12 protein-coding genes and 7 pseudogenes are annotated in these 20547 nt (G+C 61.2%); 9 read left to right on the top strand and 10 right to left on the bottom strand.

Annotation, left to right across the window (positions count from 1 at the left end):
* Positions 1-40 precede the first annotated feature (40 nt).
* A pseudogene (locus B4968_RS07855) lies at positions 41-2382 on the bottom strand (aldehyde dehydrogenase family protein).
* 13 nt (positions 2383-2395) lie between these two features.
* Positions 2396-3385: pseudogene (gene deoC, locus B4968_RS07850) on the bottom strand (deoxyribose-phosphate aldolase).
* A gap of 201 nt (positions 3386-3586) precedes the next feature.
* On the opposite strand from deoC, the pseudogene B4968_RS07845 reads away from it, so the two are divergent.
* From B4968_RS07845 to B4968_RS07810, 8 genes and pseudogenes are all read left to right on the top strand, one after another.
* Positions 3587-4551 (top strand): annotated as a pseudogene (locus B4968_RS07845) (metal ABC transporter solute-binding protein, Zn/Mn family).
* A 47-nt stretch (positions 4552-4598) separates the two neighbouring features.
* Positions 4599-5372, top strand: coding sequence for a metal ABC transporter ATP-binding protein (locus B4968_RS07840; RefSeq protein ID WP_162843565.1), 774 nt, complete (start codon positions 4599-4601; stop codon positions 5370-5372).
* 11 nt (positions 5373-5383) lie between these two features.
* Positions 5384-6613: a metal ABC transporter permease gene (locus tag B4968_RS07835; protein WP_083098039.1), complete on the top strand. Its 1230-nt coding sequence runs from the start codon at positions 5384-5386 to the stop codon at positions 6611-6613.
* A pseudogene (locus B4968_RS07830) lies at positions 6610-7538 on the top strand (metal ABC transporter permease). The gene B4968_RS07835 and the pseudogene B4968_RS07830 overlap by 4 nt, the downstream one beginning before the upstream one ends.
* Before the next feature lie 113 nt (positions 7539-7651).
* A pseudogene (mutL, locus tag B4968_RS07825) lies at positions 7652-9560 on the top strand (DNA mismatch repair endonuclease MutL).
* Positions 9560-10774: a DNA recombination protein RmuC gene (locus B4968_RS07820; RefSeq protein ID WP_083098037.1), complete on the top strand. Its 1215-nt coding sequence runs from the start codon at positions 9560-9562 to the stop codon at positions 10772-10774. Before mutL ends, B4968_RS07820 begins: the two are co-directional and overlap by 1 nt.
* Entirely contained in the window at positions 10771-12069 is a 1299-nt protein-coding gene (locus B4968_RS07815) for an adenylate/guanylate cyclase domain-containing protein (protein WP_083098035.1), read from the top strand. The genes B4968_RS07820 and B4968_RS07815 overlap by 4 nt, the downstream gene beginning before the upstream one ends.
* 94 nt (positions 12070-12163) lie before the next feature.
* Positions 12164-12487, top strand: a complete 324-nt coding sequence (locus B4968_RS07810) for a DUF3775 domain-containing protein (protein WP_083098033.1) — start codon at positions 12164-12166, stop codon at positions 12485-12487.
* A 384-nt stretch (positions 12488-12871) separates the two neighbouring features.
* Here B4968_RS07810 and B4968_RS07805 read toward each other — a convergent pair.
* From B4968_RS07805 to B4968_RS07785, 5 genes and pseudogenes are all read right to left on the bottom strand, one after another.
* Positions 12872-14014 (bottom strand): annotated as a pseudogene (locus B4968_RS07805) (saccharopine dehydrogenase family protein).
* 12 nt (positions 14015-14026) lie between these two features.
* The gene (locus B4968_RS07800; protein WP_083098031.1) at positions 14027-14275 is read right to left on the bottom strand and encodes a SemiSWEET family sugar transporter; all 249 of its coding nucleotides are present in this window, start codon (positions 14273-14275) and stop codon (positions 14027-14029) included.
* Positions 14275-15326 (bottom strand): annotated as a pseudogene (locus B4968_RS07795) (saccharopine dehydrogenase). Before B4968_RS07795 ends, B4968_RS07800 begins: the two are co-directional and overlap by 1 nt.
* 11 nt (positions 15327-15337) lie before the next feature.
* A complete protein-coding gene (locus B4968_RS07790; RefSeq protein WP_083098029.1) occupies positions 15338-15952 on the bottom strand; it encodes a glutathione S-transferase family protein in 615 nt (204 codons plus the stop codon).
* 30 nt (positions 15953-15982) lie between these two features.
* Positions 15983-16633 (bottom strand): histidine phosphatase family protein, encoded by a 651-nt coding sequence (locus B4968_RS07785; protein ID WP_083098053.1) that lies wholly within the window; start codon positions 16631-16633, stop codon positions 15983-15985.
* 295 nt (positions 16634-16928) lie between these two features.
* Between B4968_RS07785 and B4968_RS07780 the strand changes: the two genes are divergently transcribed.
* Positions 16929-18122: a hydantoinase/carbamoylase family amidase gene (locus B4968_RS07780; RefSeq protein WP_083098027.1), complete on the top strand. Its 1194-nt coding sequence runs from the start codon at positions 16929-16931 to the stop codon at positions 18120-18122.
* Between the two features lie 84 nt (positions 18123-18206).
* Here B4968_RS07780 and B4968_RS07775 read toward each other — a convergent pair whose 3' ends face one another.
* The 3 genes from B4968_RS07775 to B4968_RS07765 all read right to left on the bottom strand — a co-directional run.
* Positions 18207-18434 (bottom strand): WGR domain-containing protein, encoded by a 228-nt coding sequence (locus B4968_RS07775; protein ID WP_083098026.1) that lies wholly within the window; start codon positions 18432-18434, stop codon positions 18207-18209.
* A gap of 86 nt (positions 18435-18520) precedes the next feature.
* A complete protein-coding gene (locus tag B4968_RS07770) occupies positions 18521-19225 on the bottom strand; it encodes a response regulator transcription factor (RefSeq protein WP_083098024.1) in 705 nt (234 codons plus the stop codon).
* A partial coding sequence (locus B4968_RS07765; protein WP_083098022.1) for a hybrid sensor histidine kinase/response regulator occupies positions 19222-20547 on the bottom strand: 1326 nt, incomplete at its 5' end. The genes B4968_RS07770 and B4968_RS07765, both read right to left, overlap by 4 nt.

Raw genomic sequence — 20547 nt, 5'->3', positions numbered from 1 at the left:
GAGGGCATTGCCCGCCAGCCCGCCCTTGCGCCCTTGGAGCCTACTCCCCGTAGGGAACCCAGATATTCTTTATCTCGGTTGCCTGTTGCAGGAAGGCCCGGCTGTGATCAAGGCTCCAGTCAATGGCGGCTGCATTGTTGACCCAGGTGCGCTTGAGGTTGAGGGCCGAGGCCGCCTCAATGGGTGTTGCAAGGTCCGAGGATGAGAAACTCCAGACCGCGTCCACATTCATATGCGCCGCCATGGGCTGCGCCAGATCCCCGGCCTCACCGGTCAGGATATTGACGACACCGGCAGGCACATCCGAGGTTTCCAGCACCTGGAAAAAGTCGGTGGCAGCCAGCGGGAAGGCGGTTGAGGCGGCCAGCACCACCCGGTTGCCCATCGCCAGTGCAGGCGCCATCACCGACACCAGCCCCAGCAGCGGCGCTTCATCAGCGCAGAAGGCACCAATCACCCCGACGGGTTCCTTCATCGCCAAAGCGACAGCGCGCATGGGCACGCCATGGGCCTGGCCGTCGTATTTATCGGCCCAGGCGGCGGCGGTGAACAGGCGCTCGATCGACAGTTCCACCTCACGTTTGCCGCCCTTTTTGCCGGTCATAGCATCAATACGATGGGCAAACTCTTCGGCGCGGGCCGACAGGTTCTCCCCGATGTAGTACAGGATCTGCGCCCGCAGGTGGCCAGTGGTTCTGGACCAGGCTTTGGCACCGGCTGCGGCCTCAACCGCGTTGCGGATGTCTTTGCGGCTGGCAATGCCGACATGGCCCAAAAGTGCTCCGTGGCTGTTGTAGATGGCTTTGGAATAGCCGCTGTCAGGGCGCGCCTGTTTGCCGCCGATATACATCTTTGCTGTGCGGTCAACCGCATCGGCTGCATGGCCGCCGGCTTTACCTTCAAAGGCGGGTATATGCGCCAGGGTCTTGGTTTTGCCCTTTGGGCGGGTATAGGCGCTCAAGCCCTCCCAGCCGCCTTCGCGGCCAAAGCCGCTTTCGCGCAGGCCGCCAAAGCCGGCAGCGGCGTCGAACATATTGGTGCCATTGATCCAGACCACACCGGCCACCAGTTTTGGCGCCAGATCCAGCGCCAGATTGATGTTCTCGCTCCAGACCGTGGCGGCAAGCCCGTAGCGGCTGTTGTTTGCCAGCTCCACGGCCTCGGCCGGGCTGCGGCAGGTGCAGGAGACCAGCACCGGGCCAAAGATTTCTTCCTGCATCAGAGGGTCTGATGGCGCCAGCCCCTGGATCAGGGTTGGCGGGTAATAGCAGCCCTGTTGCGGCAGGCGCAGGCTGGGCTGATAGGTCTCACCAGCCTCGTTTGCGGCGACCATGGCTGACACGGTTTCCAGCTGTACCGGGTCGACCATTGCCCCGATGTCGATGGATTTGTCCAACGGGCTGCCAAGGCGCAGCTTGTCCATGCGGGCCTTCAGTTTGGCGTAGAATCGCTCGGCAATGCCTTCTTGCACCAACAGGCGCGAGCCGGCGCAGCAGACCTGACCCTGATTGAACCAGATGGCATCCACCAGGCCCTCAACCGCAGAATCCAGATCAGCATCGTCAAACACGATATAGGGCGATTTTCCACCCAGCTCGAGCGTCAGCGCCTTGCCCGAACCAGCCGTGGCCTCGCGGATGCGCCGCCCGACCGAGGTGGAGCCGGTAAAGGCGATCTTGTCCACCTCAGCCGCCACGATCATCTCGCCAACCGCGCCATCACCGGTGACGATGTTCACAACACCTTTGGGCACCCCGGCCTGCTGGCAGATATCGGCAAACAGCAGGCCGGTGAGCGAGGTATATTCCGCCGGTTTCAGCACCACGGTATTGCCCATGGCAAGGGCTGGCGCCACTTTCCAGGCCAGCATCAGCAGCGGAAAGTTCCAGGGGATGATCTGGCCGCAAACGCCCAGAGCCTCGGCCTCAGGCAGCTCGCTCTCCATCAGCTGGGCCATACCGGCGTGATAATAGAAATGCCGTTGCGCCAGCGGGATATCAATATCGCGGCTTTCGCGGATCGGTTTGCCGTTGTCCAGCGTTTCAAGCACGGCGAACAGGCGGGAATGCTTTTGCAGCAGGCGGGCAATGGCATAAAGCACGCGGGCACGCCCCGGACCACCAGCTTTTCCCATTTGGGTTTCGCCCGGCGGGCGGCCTCGACTGCAGCATCGACATCGGCCTGCGAGGCCTGGCTGAGCGTCGCCAGCACCTCTCCCGTGGCGGGGTTTTTGCTGTCAAATCCATCATGGGGTGCCGTGAAGGCGCCGTTGATGAAATGGCCAAACCGGTCGCCCTGGTCGACCAGCCAGGCCAGCGCCTCGGCGGCGCTTTCGGGTGCAGGTCCATAGTTCATGGTGTCAAATTTCTCTTTGATAGTCATGTCTGATCGTCCTTCAGGCCGACGCGTGGCGGTAGCTTGCGGAGTAGGCTCCGGTGACGTGATGCTCCAGCTGGCGCTCGATGTCGTTCAACAACGAGGAGGCGCCAAAGCGGAACAGATCTGGCTGCAACCAGCGGTCGCCCAGCTCTTCTTTGATAAGAGAGAGGTAGACCAGCGCGTCTTTGGCCTTTGAGATGCCGCCGGCGGGCTTATAGCCAACCCGAAAGCCGGTGCGCTCCTAATAGTCGCGAATGGCACGGATCATCACCAGACTGACGGGCAGGGTGGCGTTGACGCTCTCCTTGCCGGTGGAGGTCTTGATGAAATCGGCACCCGCCATCATGCAGATCAGCGAGGCGCGGGCCACATTGCGCAGGCTTCCCAGCTCTCCGGTGGCCAGGAGCGCCTTGACGTGGGCGTCCCCACAGGCGGCGCGAAAGGCCTTCATCTCGTCATAGAGCGCCTGCCAGTTGCCGGACAGCACATGGCGGCGCGAGATCACGATGTCGATCTCTTTGGCACCAGCCTTGACGCTTTCCCCGATCTCGGCGACCCGCAGATGAAACGGCGACAGCCCGGCGGGAAACCCGGTTGAGACCGCAGCGACGGGAATACCGGTGCCTTTCAGGGCGGCAACGGCGGCGGCGATCATTTCGTGGTAGACGCAGATCGCGCCGGTGGTGATCGGCGGCATGTCGAGCGCCTGCATGATGTCGCCGCGAATGGGCTGACGTGCCTTGGCGCAAAGCCGCCGCACCCGCTCTTCGGTGTCATCACCGGACAGGGTGGTGAGGTCGATGCAGGTCACAGCCTTTAGCAACCAGGCCGCCTGATAGTCCTTTTTAACGCTGCGCCGTGCCGACAGAGTGGCGCAGCGCCGCTCGATCGCGGAGGTATTGGCCTGCACAGTTGCGACCCAGTCAAGGTCGAGCGCCATGCCAGGGTTGCGTGGCTCTTGTGCCAGCGCCAGGGGAGTCGTGTGTTCCAAGGTTTGGCTTTCCATTCCGGGGATCCTCAACAGAGTTCTGCGCGAAAGTCGCACGGGTGCGGCATATTGGCAAGTAAACCGGGGTTTGCTGGCGGCAAATTTGACTCTTTGGACAAAAACGACGTGCTTTTTTGCGAATAAGTCGCAATAGCATTGACTGTCTTGCGAATGGTTCTCATATTCAGCGTGAGACGTGAATAAAGGAGGCTCCGGCCCATGCGGTTTAAAAACTTGGCTCTACTGGTGTTGATGATGTTCTTTGCGGCCCCTTTGGCTGTTACGCGCGCCCAGGCTGAGGCGCCGTTGCGGGTGGTCGCCACCACGGGAATGATCGCCGATGCGGTGCGCCAGATCGGCGGCTGTGCGGTCGGGGTGATAGCGCTGATGGGGCCGGGGGTAGACCCGCATTCCTACCGTCAAACCCGGTCTGACATTGTGGCAATGACCCGGGCTGATCTTGTGCTTTGGCATGGTCTCTATCTTGAGGCGCAGATGCAGTCCTTCTTTCATGATCTGGAGCGCAAGCGCACGGTGGTGGCGGTGGCCGAAGGGCTGCCAAAGGAGCTGTTGCGCGGTCATGATGATTATGCCGACAAATTCGACCCCCACGTCTGGATGACGCCTGCAATGTGGAAGCTGGTGGTGGTGCAGGTGCAAAAAGCCCTCAGTGATGCACGTCCCGACTCTGCTGAGCTGTTTGCTGCCAATACCACGGCGCATCTGGCTGATTTGGATCGCCTTGTCGCCTATGGAGATGACGCCCTGTCCAGGGGCCAGACAGCAACCGTGTTTTGCTGACGGCGCATGATGCCTTTGGCTATTTTGGCCGGGACTACGGGTTTGAGGTTTTGGGCGTTCAGGGGATCTCTACCCAGTCTCAGGCCAGCCTGAACCGGATCGGTGAGCTGGTCAACCTGCTGGTGGCACGTGGTATCACAGCGGTGTTTGTTGAAAGCTCGGTCTCGGACCGCTCGATGCGCGCACTGATCGAAGGCGCAGCAGCCCGAGGCCATCAGGTCGCTGTTGGCGGTGAGCTGTTCTCGGATGCGATGGGATCCGAAGGCACCTACGAGGGCACCTACCTTGGGATGCTGGACCACAATATCACCACTATCGCCAATGCGTTGGGCGCTGATGTGCCTGCGCGCGGCATGGATGGCAAACTCTCGGCGGGGCTTTGAAGATGACAGTTGGACTTGCAAAATCTGACAGGGATGTCAGCCGCGAGATGCTGCAGGGTCAGGAGGCCCTCGCCGCGCAAAGCCCTCTGGCAATTCGTGGTCTCACGGTCAGCTATGGCGAGAAGCCGGCGGTGTTTTCCGTTGATATGACGGTAGAGCCGGGCCAGATGACGGCAATCATTGGGCCCAATGGTGCCGGTAAATCCACCTTGCTAAAGGCGGCTTTGGGTATCGTGGCTCCGGTGTCCGGCCGGGGGACGATCTTTGGTCGCCCTCTTGCAGAGCAACGCGCCCGCATTGCCTATGTGCCGCAGCGCGCCAGTGTCGACTGGGACTTTCCCACGCGGGTGATCGACGTGGTGCTGATGGGCCTCTACCGTGAGCTGGGCCTGTTGGGGCGGACCAAGGCCAGCCACCGCGCCAAGGCGCTGAGCTGTCTGGAGCGGGTTGGCATGGCTGATTTTGCCAGCCGCCAGATTGGTCAGCTCTCAGGCGGGCAGCAACAGCGGGTGTTTCTGGCGCGGGCGCTGGCCCAGGAGGCTGACCTGTATCTGCTGGATGAACCCTTTGCCGGGGTCGATGCGGCGACGGAGAAGGCCATTATCTCGGTGCTGAAATCCCTGCGCGAAGCGGGCAAGACCGTGGTCGTGGTGCATCACGATCTGGCCACCGTGGTGGACTATTTCGACAATGTTTTCCTGATCAACACGCGCCGTGTCGCCGAAGGCCCGGTGGCGCAGGCCTTTACCGAAGCAACCCTGCAGGCGGCCTATGGCGGACGCCTTGCCACCACTCAGCTCGATCACCTGACCCAAGGCTAAAGGAACGGCACATGCTCTTGGACGCACTTTTGCTGCAGCTTGGCTACAATGCGACGCTGGTTGCCATTGGCGCAGCCCTTTTGGGCACGGCCGCTGGCATTACCGGCACCTTTTTGTTTCTGCGCAAACGGGCGCTGGTTTCGGACGCAGTGAGCCATGCCACGCTGCCCGGCGTCTGCATCGCCTTTTTGCTGATGGCGTTTCTTGGCGGCGATGGCCGCAATCTGGCGGGGCTGTTGCTGGGCTCGGCCGTCTCGGCCGGCCTTGGTCTTTGGTGCATGAACTGGCTGACCCGCAACACGCGTCTGGCCGAAGACGCGGCTATTGGCGCGGTGCTCTCGGTGTTCTTTGGCTTTGGCATGGTGCTGTTGACGGTGATCCAGACGCTGGGTGTTGGCCGACAGGCCGGGCTTGAGGGCTTTTTGCTCGGCTCCACTGCGGGCATGCTCTATAGCGATGCGCTGGTGATTGCCGCAGGTGGTGCTGTGACGCTGCTTTTGGTGTTGCTGACCCGGCGGCCCATGACATTGGTGGCGTTTGATCCCGAGTATGCTGCGGCGCGTGGCCTGCCGGTTGAGCGCATTGATCTGCTGATGATGGGGCTGGTGATGGCGGTGACCGTTGTGGGGCTGAAAATCGTTGGTCTGATCCTGATTGTGGCACTGCTGATCATTCCTGCCGTGACCGCGCGGTTCTGGACCGAAAGATCCGATCAGGTGGTGCTTTTGGCCGGGCTGTTTGGCGGCGTGGCGGCCTATATTGGCGCGGCCTTGTCGGCGGCGGCGCCCAATCTGCCAACCGGGCCGATCATTGTTCTGGTGAGCTTTGCCTTCTTTGCGCTCTCGTTGTTTCTGGCGCCAAACCGTGGCGTGCTGGCTGCGGTGCTGCGGCATTTGCGGTTCCAGCGCCGGGTGCATCTGCGGCAGGGTCTGCTGGCGCTGGCACAGGGACAGGCGATCTACGAGGGCCTCACCTTGCGCCTGTTGCGCCGCGCCGGGCTGGTGCGCGCGGACGGTGTGGCAACCACCAGGGGCCGCGCCCGCGCAGCAAAAGCGCTGCGCGATGAAAAACGCTGGGAGGTGGTGCGCGCGGATATGGCGCATGAGGCGGCAGCCGCGCTCTATGATGGGCTACGCGATATTGAAACGGTTCTGACGCAGGACCAGATTCTGGACATTGACCGCCGTATTGGTGGTCGTATTGATGGTCGTATTGATGGCCCGGGCGAGGTGCTGTCATGAGCGGTGAAGAATTTGTCCCCCTGTCCCTGACGCCGATGCTGATTGGTATTTTTGCCGCCGTGGCCTGCGCCCTGCCGGGCAACTTTCTGCTGCTGCGGCGCCAGGCGCTGATTGGCGATGCCATAAGCCATGTGGTCTTGCCGGGGATTGTCGTGGCCTTTCTGTTGACGGGGGCGATTTCCGCCTGGCCCATGATGCTGGGCGCGGCCGGTGCGGCTGTTGTTGCCGTGGTGCTGATCGAGGCGATCCGCCGTCTGGGCCGGATCGAGCCGGGCGCTGCCATGGGGGTGGTCTTTACCACCATGTTTGCCCTTGGGGTGCTGTTGCTCGAGCAGTCCGACACCTCGGCGGTGCATCTGGATGTGGAGCATGCGCTTTATGGCAATCTCGAAAGCCTGATCTGGCTGGATGCCACCGGCTGGTCTTCGCTCATGGACAGCGAAGCACTGCGGTATGTGCCGGTAGAGCTGCCGCGTATGGCGCTGACGCTTGTTGCGGTGTGCCTGTTTATTGCCTTGTTCTGGCGCCCGTTGAAGATTTCTCCGTTGATGAGGGCTTTGCCCGCACCATGGGCATTCGCACCAATTTGCTGGGGCTCGGGTTGGTGATTACGGCCGCGGTGGCGGCGGTGGCGGCCTTTGATGCGGTGGGCTCGATCATTGTTCTTGCCATGTTCATCTGCCCGCCTGCGGCGGCGCGGATGATGACCAACCGGCTGGAAGGGCAACTGGGCTGGAGCGTGCTTTTTGCCGTGCTCTCGGCGGTGCTGGGCTATGTCCTGGGCGGCTATGGGCCAATATGGCTTGGGGCTTCTGATGCCGTCAGCGCGGCGGGCATGATCGCCACGGTTTCGGGCCTGATCCTGGCAGGTGCTGCCAAATTTGGCCCCTGTCGCAGCCGCGCAGGTGCGCCGGCAGGTGTCTGACGAGCTGTTGCTCTGACCACGGGGGCTAGTGCTAGTATAGCTGCTGTGAACTTTGTTCCCCTCTTGTTCGAAATGCCATGGCAGAATCGGATGAAGCTGCTAAATTTAGCGGTATGAGCAGCCAAGACCCCAATATCGGCGATACGCATCGCCCAACCATTCGCCAGCTGGACGACAGCGCCATCAACCGGATTGCCGCAGGTGAGGTGGTGGAACGCCCGGCCTCGGCGGTGAAGGAACTGGTGGAAAACGCGATTGATGCCGGCGCCCAGCGGATCACCATCGAGATTGCCGAAGGCGGCAAAACCCCGATCCGGGTGACGGATGATGGCTGTGGCATGACTCCCGAAGATCTGCCGCTGGCGCTGTCGCGCCATGCCACCTCAAAGATTGACGGCTCAGACCTGCTCAATATCCATACCTTTGGCTTTCGCGGCGAGGCCCTGCCCAGTCTGGGCGCGGTGGGCCGTCTGACCATCACCAGCCGGGCTGCAGGCCATGAGGCGGCGCAGATCAGGGTCTCGGGCGGTAAGATGGATCCGGTGCGCCCTGCCGGTCTGCGGGCGGGCACCATCGTTGAGCTGAGTGATCTGTTTTATGCCACCCCGGCGCGGTTGAAATTCATGCGCACAGACCGGGCGGAATCGCAGGCGATAAATGATGTGGTCAAACGCCTGGCCATGGCCGAGCCCTCGGTTGGTTTTACCTTGCGGGATGTTTCGGGCGGTGGCGAAGGCCGGGTGACCTTTCGGGCGGATCCGCTGACGGGCGATCTGTTTGACGCGCTGCATGGGCGTCTTGCCGCGGTACTGGGGCGCGAGTTTGCTGAAAACGCCCTGCGCATTGATGCTACCCGCGACGGCATTCGCCTGTTTGGCTATGCCGCCCTGCCGACCTATTCCCGTGGCGCTGCGGTGGCGCAGTTTCTGTTTGTGAACAGCCGACCCGTGAAGGACAAGATGCTGACCGGTGCGCTGCGCGGTGCCTATTTTGACTTTCTCAGCCGCGACCGGCACCCTGCGGCCGCGCTGTTCGTTGATTGTGACCCAACCCTGGTGGATGTGAACGTACACCCGGCCAAATCCGAAGTGCGCTTTCGCGATCCGGGTCTTGCGCGCGGGCTGATTGTCTCGGCCCTGCGCCACGCGCTGGCGGAAGCAGGCCATCGCGCCTCAACCACCGTTGCAGGCGCCACACTGGGGGGCTATGCGCCCCGAAGTGGCCACTGCCAGTGGCGCGCCTCGCGTTTATCAGATGGATCGTGCGTCTTTGGGGGCCAGAACGGCCTCTTATGCCGGGCAGCGCCCGGATTTTGTGCCCGCGCCGCCACCACCCGCCACCGCAGGGTTTGCCGAGCTGCAGGGAGAGTACAGTGGGCGGGTGACTGAGGCCCCGGGGCCGACGCCGGATGCGCCCGAGAGCCCCGCGACCGGGGCCGAGCAGTTGCCATTGGGGGCGGCACGCGGGCAGGTGCATGAAAACTACATCATCGCCCAGACCCGGGACGGCATGGTCATTGTCGACCAGCATGCGGCCCATGAACGTCTGGTCTATGAAAAGCTGAAGAACCAGATGGCGCAGAACGGTGTCGCGGCGCAGGCGCTGCTGATCCCGGAAATTGTTGAGCTGGGCAGCAATGACTGCGCCCGCATCCTGGCCCATGCCGAGGAGCTGAGAAAATTCGGCCTTGGGATTGAGGCTTTCGGCGGAAATGCCCTGGCGGTGCGTGAAACACCTGCGCTGCTGGGAGAAGTGAATGCCGAGGCCATGGTAAAAGACATTCTGGATGAGCTGGATGATCAGGGCGAAAGCCAGCTGGTGCAGGCGCGGCTGGAAGCGATTCTGAGCCGGGTGGCCTGTCATGGCTCGATCCGGTCGGGGCGCCGGATGCGCGGCGCAGAGATGAACGCGCTGCTGCGCGAAATGGAGGCGACGCCGCATTCCGGCCAGTGCAACCATGGCCGCCCCACCTATGTGGAGCTGAAGCTTGCCGATATTGAGCGGCTGTTTGGGCGGAGTTGATGGAGGGCATGGGCGCGGCTGTAGAGGCAATGAATGAGATCGGGGCACTGATCTTGTTGGCGGCCGGATTTGCCGGGGTTTTGTTTGTTTTGCTGGTACTGTCGCTCCGGGCTTCGGGACGTGTGGCGCGGGCCATGGTGCCACTGAGCCAGCAGATCACTCAGTTGGGACAGTCGGTGCAGCAGCTGCGCGGTGGCTTGCAGCGTGTTTCGGACACCCAGGCGACGGCGCAGGTGCAGATGGTGCAGACCGTTGAGGCCCGCCTGACGGATGTTCAGCAGCACATGAATGACCGGCTGGCTGACAACGCGCGGCGTCAGGCGCAGGCGATGGCGGAGATGCAGGAACGCATGCACGAAAGCCTGAATGGCTGCAGCAAACGCACGGTGACCTCGCTCACCCAGCTGCAGGAACGTCGGGCGGTGATCGACAAGGCGCAGGACAATATCACCAAACTCTCGGGGGATGTGCTGTCGCTGCAGGATATCCTGTCGAACAAACAGACTCGTGGGGCTTTTGGCGAGATCCAGCTGAATGATATCGTGTCCAAGGCGCTGCCGGCGGGCAGCTACACGATGCAGGCCACCCTGAGCAACGGCAAGCGGGCCGACTGCCTGGTGCACCTGCCCAACCCGCCCGGTCCGATCGTGATCGATTCCAAATTTCCGCTGGAACCCTATGAGGCGCTGCACCGGGCCGAGACGCGCGACGAAAAAGCCTATGCGATCCGGCAGATGAAGGCGGCACTGCGGGCGCATATCAGCGCGATCTCGGAGAAATACATCATTGAAGGCGAGACCGCCGAGGGAGCCCTGATGTTCCTGCCGTCCGAGGCGGTCTATGCCGAGCTGCACGCCAATTTCACCGCCCTGGTGCGTGAGGGGTTTGCCGCCAAGGTCTGGATTGTCTCGCCCACCACCTGCATGGCGACGCTGAACACCATGCGGGCTATTCTTAAAGACGCGCGCATGCGCGAGCAGGCCGGGGCCATTCGCGCTGAACTGGGGCATTTGCACCGCGATGTGGCGCGGTTGGGGGACCGGGTGGGCAATCTGGATCGTCATTTTGGCCTGGCGATCAAGGATATCGCGGAGATCAAGCTCAGTGCCGAAAAGGCAGGGAGCCGCGCGCAACGGCTGGACAGTTTTGATTTTGAAGACATCGCCCCAGAGCGGACGGTCCATGTTGTGCCGCTGGAGGCAAAAGAGACATGAGGCAAAACGCACTGGACAGTGCTTTGCTGCGCAAAGCCGAGGTCGAAGTCGAGCGGCTGGTGGCCGTGCTGCGGATCGGCGTGGCGCTGTGCCTGCTGTTTGCTTTTCTCTTTGCGGTAAAAGGTCAGGAGGTGCAGACGCTGCCCTATCTCCGGGTGCAGTGGATTTTGGCCCTTTGTACCCTGGTGTCTTATTTTCTGTTGGGGGGGCTGGCCCTTTGGCTGGCGACATCAGGGCGGTTTCGCAGTTGGATGGTCTGGCCTGCGGTCACGTTGGATTGTTTGTTCATGCTGGCCAACACCTGGGCGGGGCTGATCAATACCGGGCTGCCGGGAGAGCTTACGTTTCTTTTGCCGCCCACCTGGCTGGTGCCGGTAATCCTCGCGTTTTCAGTACTGCGCTTTAACCCCTACCTGCAGGCCTATTGTGTCGCTCTGACGGTGGCGGGCCTCGGCTATCTGATGCTGTGGCAGCCGGAGGCGATTACGCCTCATATTGCCGATCGGGTAAAGGATATGGTCATGTTGCCGCCGAATGTCGTGCGCGTGACCATGATTGCTTTGGGTGGTGTTGTTCTGATCGCCGCCGCATACCGGACGCGCAAGTTGCTGCACAACTCCATCGAGGACGCGCAGGCGCGTGCCAATCTGACCCGGTATCTGCCGGCGCAGATGGCAGACCGACTGGCCGATGGCGGGCTGAGCGAGCTGCGCCGGGGAAAACAGCATGAGATGGCAGTGATGTTTGTGGATATTCGCGGCTTTACCAATTGGTCTGAGGGGCGCGCGCCGGAAGAGGTTGGCGCCTATATAAGCGAATTTCGCAGGCGGGTGCATCTGGCAGTCGCAGATCATGGTGGCATGATTGACAAGTTTATTGGCGATGCGGCGATGATCCTGTTTGAAGAGGAAAACGCAGCCCGTCAGGCTCTGAGCTGTGTTGATGCCCTGCTGCGTGAGCTGCAGGACTGGGGAGACGCGCGGCGGGCCATGGGGCTGGATCCGGTCCGGGTTGGCATTGGCTTGCACTTTGGTGAGGTCTTTTCCGGCGTGGTCGGAGATGCCGAGCGTTTGGAGTATTCGGTTTTTGGCGATACTGTGAATACCTCGGCGCGACTGGAAGAGCTGACCAAAACGGCCGGTGCCGGGGTCATTGCCTCGGCGGCGGTGCTGAAGGCTGCGGCAGCAGAGCCCGCGCGCGAGGGTTGGGCTGGGCTGCCGCCGGTGCATCTGCGCGGGCGCAGCAGTGGGCTCGAAATCTTCGGGCGGGAGCTTGTGGACCCTCAGGGGCTCTGATGCGGCACAGAGGTTTTTTCTTGCCTCAGATCAAAGACGCTGACCCAGTGCTGCTGTCTGATGGTGGCAAGCGGCGAACAGAAGGAGAGAAACAATGCTAGAGATCTCAACACGCAGGGTGGCGCAGGTCGCGCTGATGGCGCGGGAACTGGGGCGTGCGGAAGGTGAATTGCGGGCCTTTATCGAGCGGCTGGGTCCGGATGAACAGGCCGAGCTCACAGCGATTATGTGGATTGGGCGCGGCAGTTTCGAGGCCGAAGAGCTGCAAGACGCCATTGCGACGGCAAAGAGCGAAGCCACAACACCGACTGCGGATTACCTGATTGGCACACCGCATCTGGCGGATAATATCGAAGCTGGTTTGGAGGCATTGGGCGTGGATGTGCAGGGCGTCGAGGGGGATGTCATCGGCCGCTAGGTCGCGGGCATGCTTCTAGGTGTCTGAAGCACGCCAGGTGATACAGCACAGCAATCGAGCCTAATGCTAATGGTCAGGGTGACCTTGATGGATGCCTTTCTCTGGGCCAGAAAACCAGGGCAGTCAGGACTAGGGCTGAAAAGAATGGTGCCCTTTGGTGTTGCGAAACTTCTGATTTTGCTCATCCCATAGCCTTCAGACACTGGGGGCAGACCACACAACCGGGCCGGGTCTTTTTTCAAGGGGTGCAAACAGCACCTGAGACGGTCGGGCGCGGGGGATGCTGAGACAGGCAATCAAAAAAGGGCCCGCGTTGGCAGGCCCTTCAGGGTTTTGGCTGACTGGCAATCAATTAGGCAGTCAATTAGGCAATCCGCTAGGCAATCAGGCGATGCGGTCGCGGACTTCCAGATGCTGTGCCAGCGTGCCGATCTTGCCCATCCAGTCCTGCACCAGAGCCGGATCGCTGGGAGCAGCATGCACACCGGGCGCGATTTTTCCGTTCATCACGGCCTCAATGGCAAAGGACACCGGGAAAGACACCAGACGCGCCATGGCTGTGCCACGCTCGTCGCCCCAGGCATCCATCACATAGGTCTTGTGCCAGACGGGTTTGCCGTCTTTTTCGGCCTTCAGATCGACGCATAGCACCACCCGGTCAGGCTCTCCCTCGTCATAGGAGTTCTCGTCCCAGAACTGGTCAGACATCTCTTTGAGGCGGGCGTCGCCTGCTGCGCCTTCCAGGGCTTCGACCTCTTTAAAGACACCATCCCAGGCGTCCGTCCAGCCATTCAGACGCAGGGTGCCGCGCACGAATTCCTTTACTTTCCAGTCCGTGCCAAACGCGTACTGACCGATAAAGGGTAGTGAATCGCGGTTGGGATAAACCTCAAAGCTCTCAGGGCTGGGCAGGGGGGCAGCAAAGGTCGAGATCGCGTCCCAGGGACGGGCTACGTCCAGCTCTTTGAAATCCCGGATCGATTTTGACGGCGAGCGCAGGGCCTTTAGCACGCCAAGCGGCGACCAGCTGAATTGGTAGCGAAACGGGTTGGGCGTCTTTGGGATGCCGCCGCAATAGGACAGAAAGCTGATCTCATTGGCGGGATCAAAGGCTTCCGAGGCTTTTTACTCATCCCCCAGCGCATGGGCCATCAGGTGGTCGATGCCAGGATCCAAACCCACCTCGTTGACCAGCGCGACGCCTGCGGCGCGGGCTTTGTCGTCGAGGGCGCGCATTTCCGGCGCGATATAAGACGAGGAAACAAAATGCGCCCCCTAGGAGATCGCCAGTTCAGCCAGCGGCACATGCCAGTCGCCGGGCAGCATCGAGACCACAACATCCGCCGGGCTGAGCATCTCACCGAGATTGTTGATGTCAAAGACATGGATGTTGGAGGTGAGATCGCCCACTGCCTCGCGGGCCTTGTCCGCCGTGCGGTTCCAGACCGCAACATCGTGACCGGCCTCTAGCAGGCGACGCAGGCCGGGGATGGCCGAAAGGCCGGTGCCACACCAATGAATTGTCATGAGAGTTCTCCCTTATTTATAGCGCAGTTTGGCCGCCACAATGCTGATCACAATGAGGATGGCACAGATATTGGCAATGATGATTGGCATGTCCCCGACCATCAGCCCGTAGCAGAACCACAGGGTAACCGTGAGCAGAAACAACAGATTTGACGGTAGCGACAGGCCAGAGGTGTCGCGGCTGGCCCAGGCTTTCCAGGCCTGCGGCAGCCAGCAGACGGTGCCAAGAAAGGCCGCGATATATCCGACATAAAGTTCCATCAGGCGGGGACAAATTCGCGAAATGTTGCCTCGGCCCGGCCCCAGACGCCCTCGGTCAGATCGCTCAGCGTCAACAGCGAGGGGAGCAGCTGGCTGGCATAGTCTTGCGAGCTTTCTACCGGCAGGATTGAAGGCAGGTTGTCGATTGCCATCACATCCATCACGGGATCTGTTGCGACGCGCAGTACCCGGGCGTCCCAGCTGGTGGCCTGATTGTAGACGGGCACCGGGTTGTAATCACTGTCCGGGTCGCAGGCGACATCGCCGATTGCAGTCAGGCGGCGCTCTGCAGTCAGGGCTTCTTTGGGCACAAATACAGGTGTTCCGGGGCGGGCAAAGATGCAGTTGAGAAACAGATCATGCTGCAAAACCTCGGGGAAGGGGCCACCACTGGCGGTCTCAGCCATGTCCCATTTTGTCACCGCAACACCCATGGCCTCGCAGAGATCCGCAGCGCCAGTGCCAACGCGTCCCATGGCGCCGATGACAATGGCCGAGGGGCGTGCCGCCGCGATTGCGTCCAGCTCAGCCCCCAGCTCGGTCAGCAGCGCATCCTTGCCAGGATAGATACCAACGGGCGCACAGATTTCCCCCCTCTGCTGGGCGCACCAGCTTTTCAGCGTCACGGCAGCCCCGGCATAGCCAGCCCAATAGCCAAAGGCGGCAACGCGTCGGCCCGTTTCATCCACCAGATACTCCAGATCATATAGGGTGCCACCCCCGGCCTGAAACCGCTGCAGCAGGGCTTTGCCGGAATGCTGGCCCTTAAAGGCATGGCCAAACATGATGTGGCGATGCGCAGGGGGGTGCCGTCTTCCGGCAGCTCCTTCAGGCCAAAGATGATGGCGTCGAGAGGGGCCGTAGGCCAGGAGTTCTCGGCAGCAATGTCGCAGCCGACATCGATATAGCCCTGCAGAGGGATCGCACGCACCGCGCTCTCCTCGACCGTGACCTTGATGCCGCCTGACAGGAGCGCCTTGGCGCCTTCGGGTGTCAGGCCCACGCGGTCTTCATTGGGGCGCTGTTCGGCCCGTACCCAGAGATGTGTCATAGTCGCGTCCTTTAAAGCATTCCTTTGGCAGTGACCGCGCGCACCGAAGGGCGCTGCTCCATTGCCGTCATGAAGGATTGGATTTTTGGAATACCTGCAAGCTCAACCCCATCGCCGTTCAGCCAGGTGCAGATCACATAGAGATAGCAATCCGCCAGGCTGACGGTATCGCCCAGTACAAAGGGGCCCCGCAGCCCGAATTGGCTGATATGCGCACAGGACGCGGTCATGGTCTCGGGCACGCGTGCCTGCATATCCTTGTAACTGGAGGTCTTGCTGGCCCAGCGGCTGCCGCGCATTTTATGCGCGTGGTTCACATGCATTGTCGAGGCGAGATAGTACATCACTTCCCGCATCCGGGCCAGCAGCAGCGGATCACTGGGGCGCAGCTCTGCTGCGGGGGAGAGATCGGCGATATACTCCAGCAAGGCGCCAGCTTCGGTCAGGATGCCGCCGTCAATCGCCAGGGCAGGCACCCGGCCCTTGGGATTGATCTGGGCATAGGCCTCGCTCATCTGTTCTTTGGCGGCAAAATCAATCTTGATGGCCTCATAGTCGAGACCGGCCTCTTCCAGGGCGATAGCGACAGCAACCGAGATGGTATGGGGTGCAAAGTAGAGCTGCATTTTGATCTCCTGGCTGGGGCTTTGGCATGCCTACAGATGTGTTTGTGCGTATTGACGTTCGGGGGTCTCCAGATGCGGGACCGAGTTGAACAGAACCGGGCTCAGATGACCACCGATAGGGAACAGGCGGTGCATCGAGGTATTCATGATCGCCAGGGCCATACGCGCCATTCCATTGGTATCCAGCCCCATGGCCTGACGCATCGCCATCGAGATAAAGCCCCCCGAGGTCACCACCAGTGCAGGCCCGTCGCCGTCAGAAATCTCTGACAAAACCGACTGGGTGCGGGTCTCAAAATCCTCCCAGCTTTCGGGTGGGCTGTCGATCTCGCCTGCAGCCCAGGCTTTGAATACCTTTGGCAGATGCGCAATAAAACCCTCGCGCTCCTGCGGCACTGCCAGCCCGTACTGCGCCTCCATCAACTGCGCCATGGTGAAATATTCCATCTCGTTCAGGCGCGCATCCTGGGTGACCTGGCCGTACCCCATACCCGAAGCGGTCTCGATATGGCGGGTCAGAGTGCCTGAATAGATCCGGGGATGATGCGCGCCGCTGGCCTCCAGATGGCTCCCGAGCCAGGCTGCCTGCTGGTGGCCAAGATCGCTCAAACGGTCATAGCTGACTTCATCGCGAGCCTCTGTGTTGGCCTGCCCGTGGCGGATCAGGGTGATGTGTGTCATGCGGCGCATCCCATTTCTGTGTGTGAATTTCATAAGTGAGCAGCCAGCGACATGGAAGAGAGGGTTTCGCCGCGAGCAGAAGTTTTCCATGCGTCGAAAGCGCCCTGATGTTGGTCTCCGTGAAAGAGGGGTGAAATTGTTCGTTTTGTGCTATTTTGCCTCAGGTATGGTTAAATGGGCGGGATGGTGGAGAGTGCCATTGCGCAGGGAGGAAAGGCGTGGAATAAAAATAGTTAACGCAGAATGCGCAAGGACTGGTGGCACCCGCTAGCTACCCAAAAACAAAGGTAAAACCATGGCCCTGAACACCGATCGTTTTCTCGAAGATTTGCACTGTTTGCGGTCCTTTGGAGCATCTGGCGTGGGTAAAGGGGTGATACGTCCGGCCTTTTCCGCTGTGGATATTGCGGCCCGCCGCTGGTTGGCGTCGCGGATGGCTGAGGCTGATCTCGATGTGCATTTTGATCCCATTGGCAACCTTTTTGGCGTCAATGGGCCAAAATCGCTGTTGATCGGATCCCATAGCGACAGCCAGCCCGAGGGTGGCTGGCTGGATGGCGCTTTGGGGGTTGTTGCCGGTCTGGAAATCGCCCGCGCGGCAAAGGAAGCCGGTGGGCCACCCATCTCGGTGGTGAATTTTCAGGATGAAGAGGGCCGGTTTGGTATTCTGACCGGCTCGGATGTGTGGACCGGGAAGATTTCGCTGGCAGAGGCAGACACGTTGACTGACAACGATGGTCTGGCTTTGGGCGCCGTTCGGGCCCGGATGTCTGGCCGGGCCAGGGATTTCCTGCCGCATGATATGTTTCATGGTTTCATTGAGATGCACATCGAACAGGGTCCTGGAATGGATGCTGCTGGCACCCAGATCGGTGTCGTGAGTGACATTGTCGGGATCCGCGAGGTGCGCATCAGAATTCTCGGACGCCAGAACCATGCCGGCACCACGCCGATGGCGCTGCGGCAAGATGCCTTTCAGGCGCTCAGTGAGTTCAATCAGCGGATCAATGCTCGTTTTGCTGCACTGGCCACCGCTGCCACGGTCTGGACCCTTGGCTACGCAGATATTTCGCCCAATGCATCCTCGGTGGTGCCGGGATGCGCCGTCTTTTCCCTGCAATGGCGCGATGGCGATGCGACGCGACTGGACAAAATGGAACAGACCGTTTGTGAGGTCGCAGGTGAGATCGCACGGGATCTGCAAGTGAAGGTCGAGCTGGGCGATATCGGCGGCATTGCACCCGCCGCGATGGATGCGCGCCTGAAGGCGGCCCTGCGCGACTCGGCCGAGGCGCTGGCGCCGGGAAAATGGCTGGATCTGCCCTCTGGAGCGCTGCATGACGCGGCCAATGTGGCGCAGGTGATCCCCTCGGCGATGCTGTTTGTGCCCTCGATTGGCGGCATCAGCCACGCCTTTGACGAAGATACCAAAGAGGCAGATCTGGTAAAGGGGCTGGAGGTTCTGAACCGCGCTGCGCTCTCTTTGTAGCAAAGCCACTATGCGCCCTGAAAGCCAATATGCGCCCTGTTTGACCCGGCCTGCGCGTCGGGCAAAGCGGGGCGTATCGCAGGATCAGCCGCGGGCGTAGCCGCGTTTCAACATGCGATTGCGGTGTTTGTCCGCCGCCAGAGAGGCGTCGCGCAGATTGTCGTAGATATTGATGGCGCATTGGCCATTGCTGCCCGCCATGCCCCATTCCCGCAGAACAGAGACCTCGGAAAACAGGTTCAGAGCCAGTTCAATCCGGTAAAACCGGGAGCGGCGGCTTTGCGCTTGGCTATAGAGCAGACAGGTGGCCATGCGGTGATTCTATACCGAGCGATTCGTCCCGGCAAGAGGCAGATGACAGTATCTTTTTGGCGGCACCGCAGGGCTCAGTTCAGGGCTCAGCTCCAGCTCACATCGCCGAGAAAAATGTAGCCAGCCCCGTATATGGTTTTGATCAGTCGCGGGTTTTTGGGGTCTTCGCGCAGCTTGGTGCGCAGGCGCGACACCCGCACATCCATGGCGCGATCAAAACTGTCTCCGGCGCCGCCGCCCAGGCTTTCTTGCATCTGGGCCCGTGAGATCAGGCGTTTTGGGCTGTCGAGGAACAGGCGCAGGACTTCCCCCTCGGCATGGGAGAATGGAGTTTCCGCACCGCTGTCATCTTCGAGAATGTAGCGGTCAAAATGGGCGGTCCATCCGGCAAAGCTGGCAGAATTCCCGCTGACCGGCTGGCTGCGGGGGCCTGAGCGCAGGCGGGCCCGGATACGGGCGACCACCTCGGTGGGGTCAAAGGGTTTGGTGATATAGTCATCGGCGCCGAGTTCCAGCCCGGTGACACGATCCTGCACCTGTGCGCGACCCGAGATGATGATGACGGCGGCGCCCTGTTCCAGCGCCAGCCGGTGGACCAGGGTCAGCCCATCCACGTCCGGCAGCGACAGGTCCACCAGGCAGACATCCGGCGTCACCCGCTTTAACGAGGCCTCAAATTCGCGGGCGCGGGCAAAGCTCTGGGTGCGGAACCCCGCCTCTTCGAGGCAATCGGTGAGGATCTGGCGAATTTCCGGCTCGTCGTCCAGAATGGTGACAAGAGGCGCGGTCATGCTGGTGTCTCCGGGTTGATGAGGGCGGACAGTTGCTGGGCATCAAAGGTTTTTTGCAGCACCGGTCCAGCCTTTAAGGCCATGCGAAACTGTGGATCACTGGGCGGCAGCGAGGTCATCAGAATCATTGGCAGACCAGAGCCTTTCAGGCGTTGCGCCAGATCAATTCCGGTGGCCTCGCCCTCAAGACGCACATCCGACAATACCAGTGCGATATCGGGGATATCAACGGCCAATGCTGCGGCCTCATCAACACTGGTGGCTTCGACCACCGAGTAGCCAAGATCAATCAGCATATCCCGGAAGGTGGCGCGCAGCTCTTCGCTGTCTTCCACCAGCAGGGCAAGGCCGCCTTTGGCGTCAGGCGCCAGCCGGTAGGGCAGGCGCAGCGTGACACTGGCGCCCGAGACCGTATTGCCGACCCGCATGTCGCCGCCTGCGGATTTTGCCATATCATAGACCATGGGCAGCCCAAGGCCGGAGCCCTCGCTGCCCTTGGTGGTGAAAAACGGATTGAGCGCATTCGCCAGTGCGTCGGCTGAGAAGCCGGGGCCGGTGTCAGAGACGCTGATCTCCAGCCAGACCTGTCCCATCACATGGGCGCTGACGGTGATCTGACCGTTGACGCCACAGGCGTCCCGGGCGTTCAGGATCAGGTTGAGCAGCGCATCCTGCAGCTTACCGGCATCCAGCAACAGCAGCACATCCGGAGTATTGTCCAGCACGCTGAGCCCCAGTCCCTGCGGCAGGGACGGCGTGGCGAGGATCTTTAGCTCGGACAAAAGCGCATGCATATTGGTGGCTTGTGGGCGCAGGGTGCGTTGGCTGGTCATTTCGGCAATCCGGTTAAGCAGCCGCCCGCCGCGCCGCGCCGCCGACAGCGTGCCGCGCACCATCTCGCGGCCCTGGGGTGGCAGCTCCATTTTGTCCAGCTTGCTCTGCATGCCGAGGATAATGGTCAGCAGGTTGGAGAAATCATGCGCCAGCCCCGAGGTCATCTGCGCCGCCATTTCACGCCGCCGCGCCTGTTGCAGCGCAACGCGGGCCTGGGTTTCTTCGGTGACATCCATCGACAAAATATAGACTCCGCCGCTTTTGTCAGGGGTAAAGGCCACCCGGATCCGGCGGCTGTCATGGGCTTCGGTGAACTCAAAAACGGGGCTTTCGCCCTGGTAGGCTGCCATCAGATGCGGCTCGATCTTGCCATAGGCCTGCGGGCCAAGGGCGTCGGAAATATGCATCTCCAAAATGTCGGAGGGGCGACTTGGAAAGACCGAGCTCAGCCGCCTGTTGGTATAGGTATAGTGGCCATCGGCATCGAC

The sequence above is a fragment of the Pseudophaeobacter leonis genome, assembly GCF_002087335.1.
In the GTDB taxonomy this organism is placed as follows: Bacteria; Pseudomonadota; Alphaproteobacteria; order Rhodobacterales; family Rhodobacteraceae; genus Pseudophaeobacter; species Pseudophaeobacter leonis.
The sequence above is the reverse complement of the archived record's forward strand: the minus strand, read 5'-3'. Positions and strand labels throughout refer to the sequence as shown.

Excerpts from the sequence above, each read along its gene's own strand:
- B4968_RS07840 (WP_162843565.1), top strand. The coding sequence starts at position 4,599 with ATGCTGCAGGGTCAGGAGGCCCTCGCCGCGCAAAGCCCTCTGGCAATT.
- B4968_RS07835 (WP_083098039.1), top strand. The coding sequence starts at position 5,384 with ATGCTCTTGGACGCACTTTTGCTGCAGCTTGGCTACAATGCGACGCTG.
- B4968_RS07820 (WP_083098037.1), top strand. The coding sequence starts at position 9,560 with ATGGAGGGCATGGGCGCGGCTGTAGAGGCAATGAATGAGATCGGGGCA.
- B4968_RS07815 (WP_083098035.1), top strand. The coding sequence starts at position 10,771 with ATGAGGCAAAACGCACTGGACAGTGCTTTGCTGCGCAAAGCCGAGGTC.
- B4968_RS07810 (WP_083098033.1), top strand. The coding sequence starts at position 12,164 with ATGCTAGAGATCTCAACACGCAGGGTGGCGCAGGTCGCGCTGATGGCG.
- B4968_RS07800 (WP_083098031.1), bottom strand. The coding sequence starts at position 14,275 with ATGGAACTTTATGTCGGATATATCGCGGCCTTTCTTGGCACCGTCTGC.
- B4968_RS07790 (WP_083098029.1), bottom strand. The coding sequence starts at position 15,952 with ATGCAGCTCTACTTTGCACCCCATACCATCTCGGTTGCTGTCGCTATC.
- B4968_RS07785 (WP_083098053.1), bottom strand. The coding sequence starts at position 16,633 with ATGACACACATCACCCTGATCCGCCACGGGCAGGCCAACACAGAGGCT.
- B4968_RS07780 (WP_083098027.1), top strand. The coding sequence starts at position 16,929 with ATGGCCCTGAACACCGATCGTTTTCTCGAAGATTTGCACTGTTTGCGG.
- B4968_RS07775 (WP_083098026.1), bottom strand. The coding sequence starts at position 18,434 with ATGGCCACCTGTCTGCTCTATAGCCAAGCGCAAAGCCGCCGCTCCCGG.
- B4968_RS07770 (WP_083098024.1), bottom strand. The coding sequence starts at position 19,225 with ATGACCGCGCCTCTTGTCACCATTCTGGACGACGAGCCGGAAATTCGC.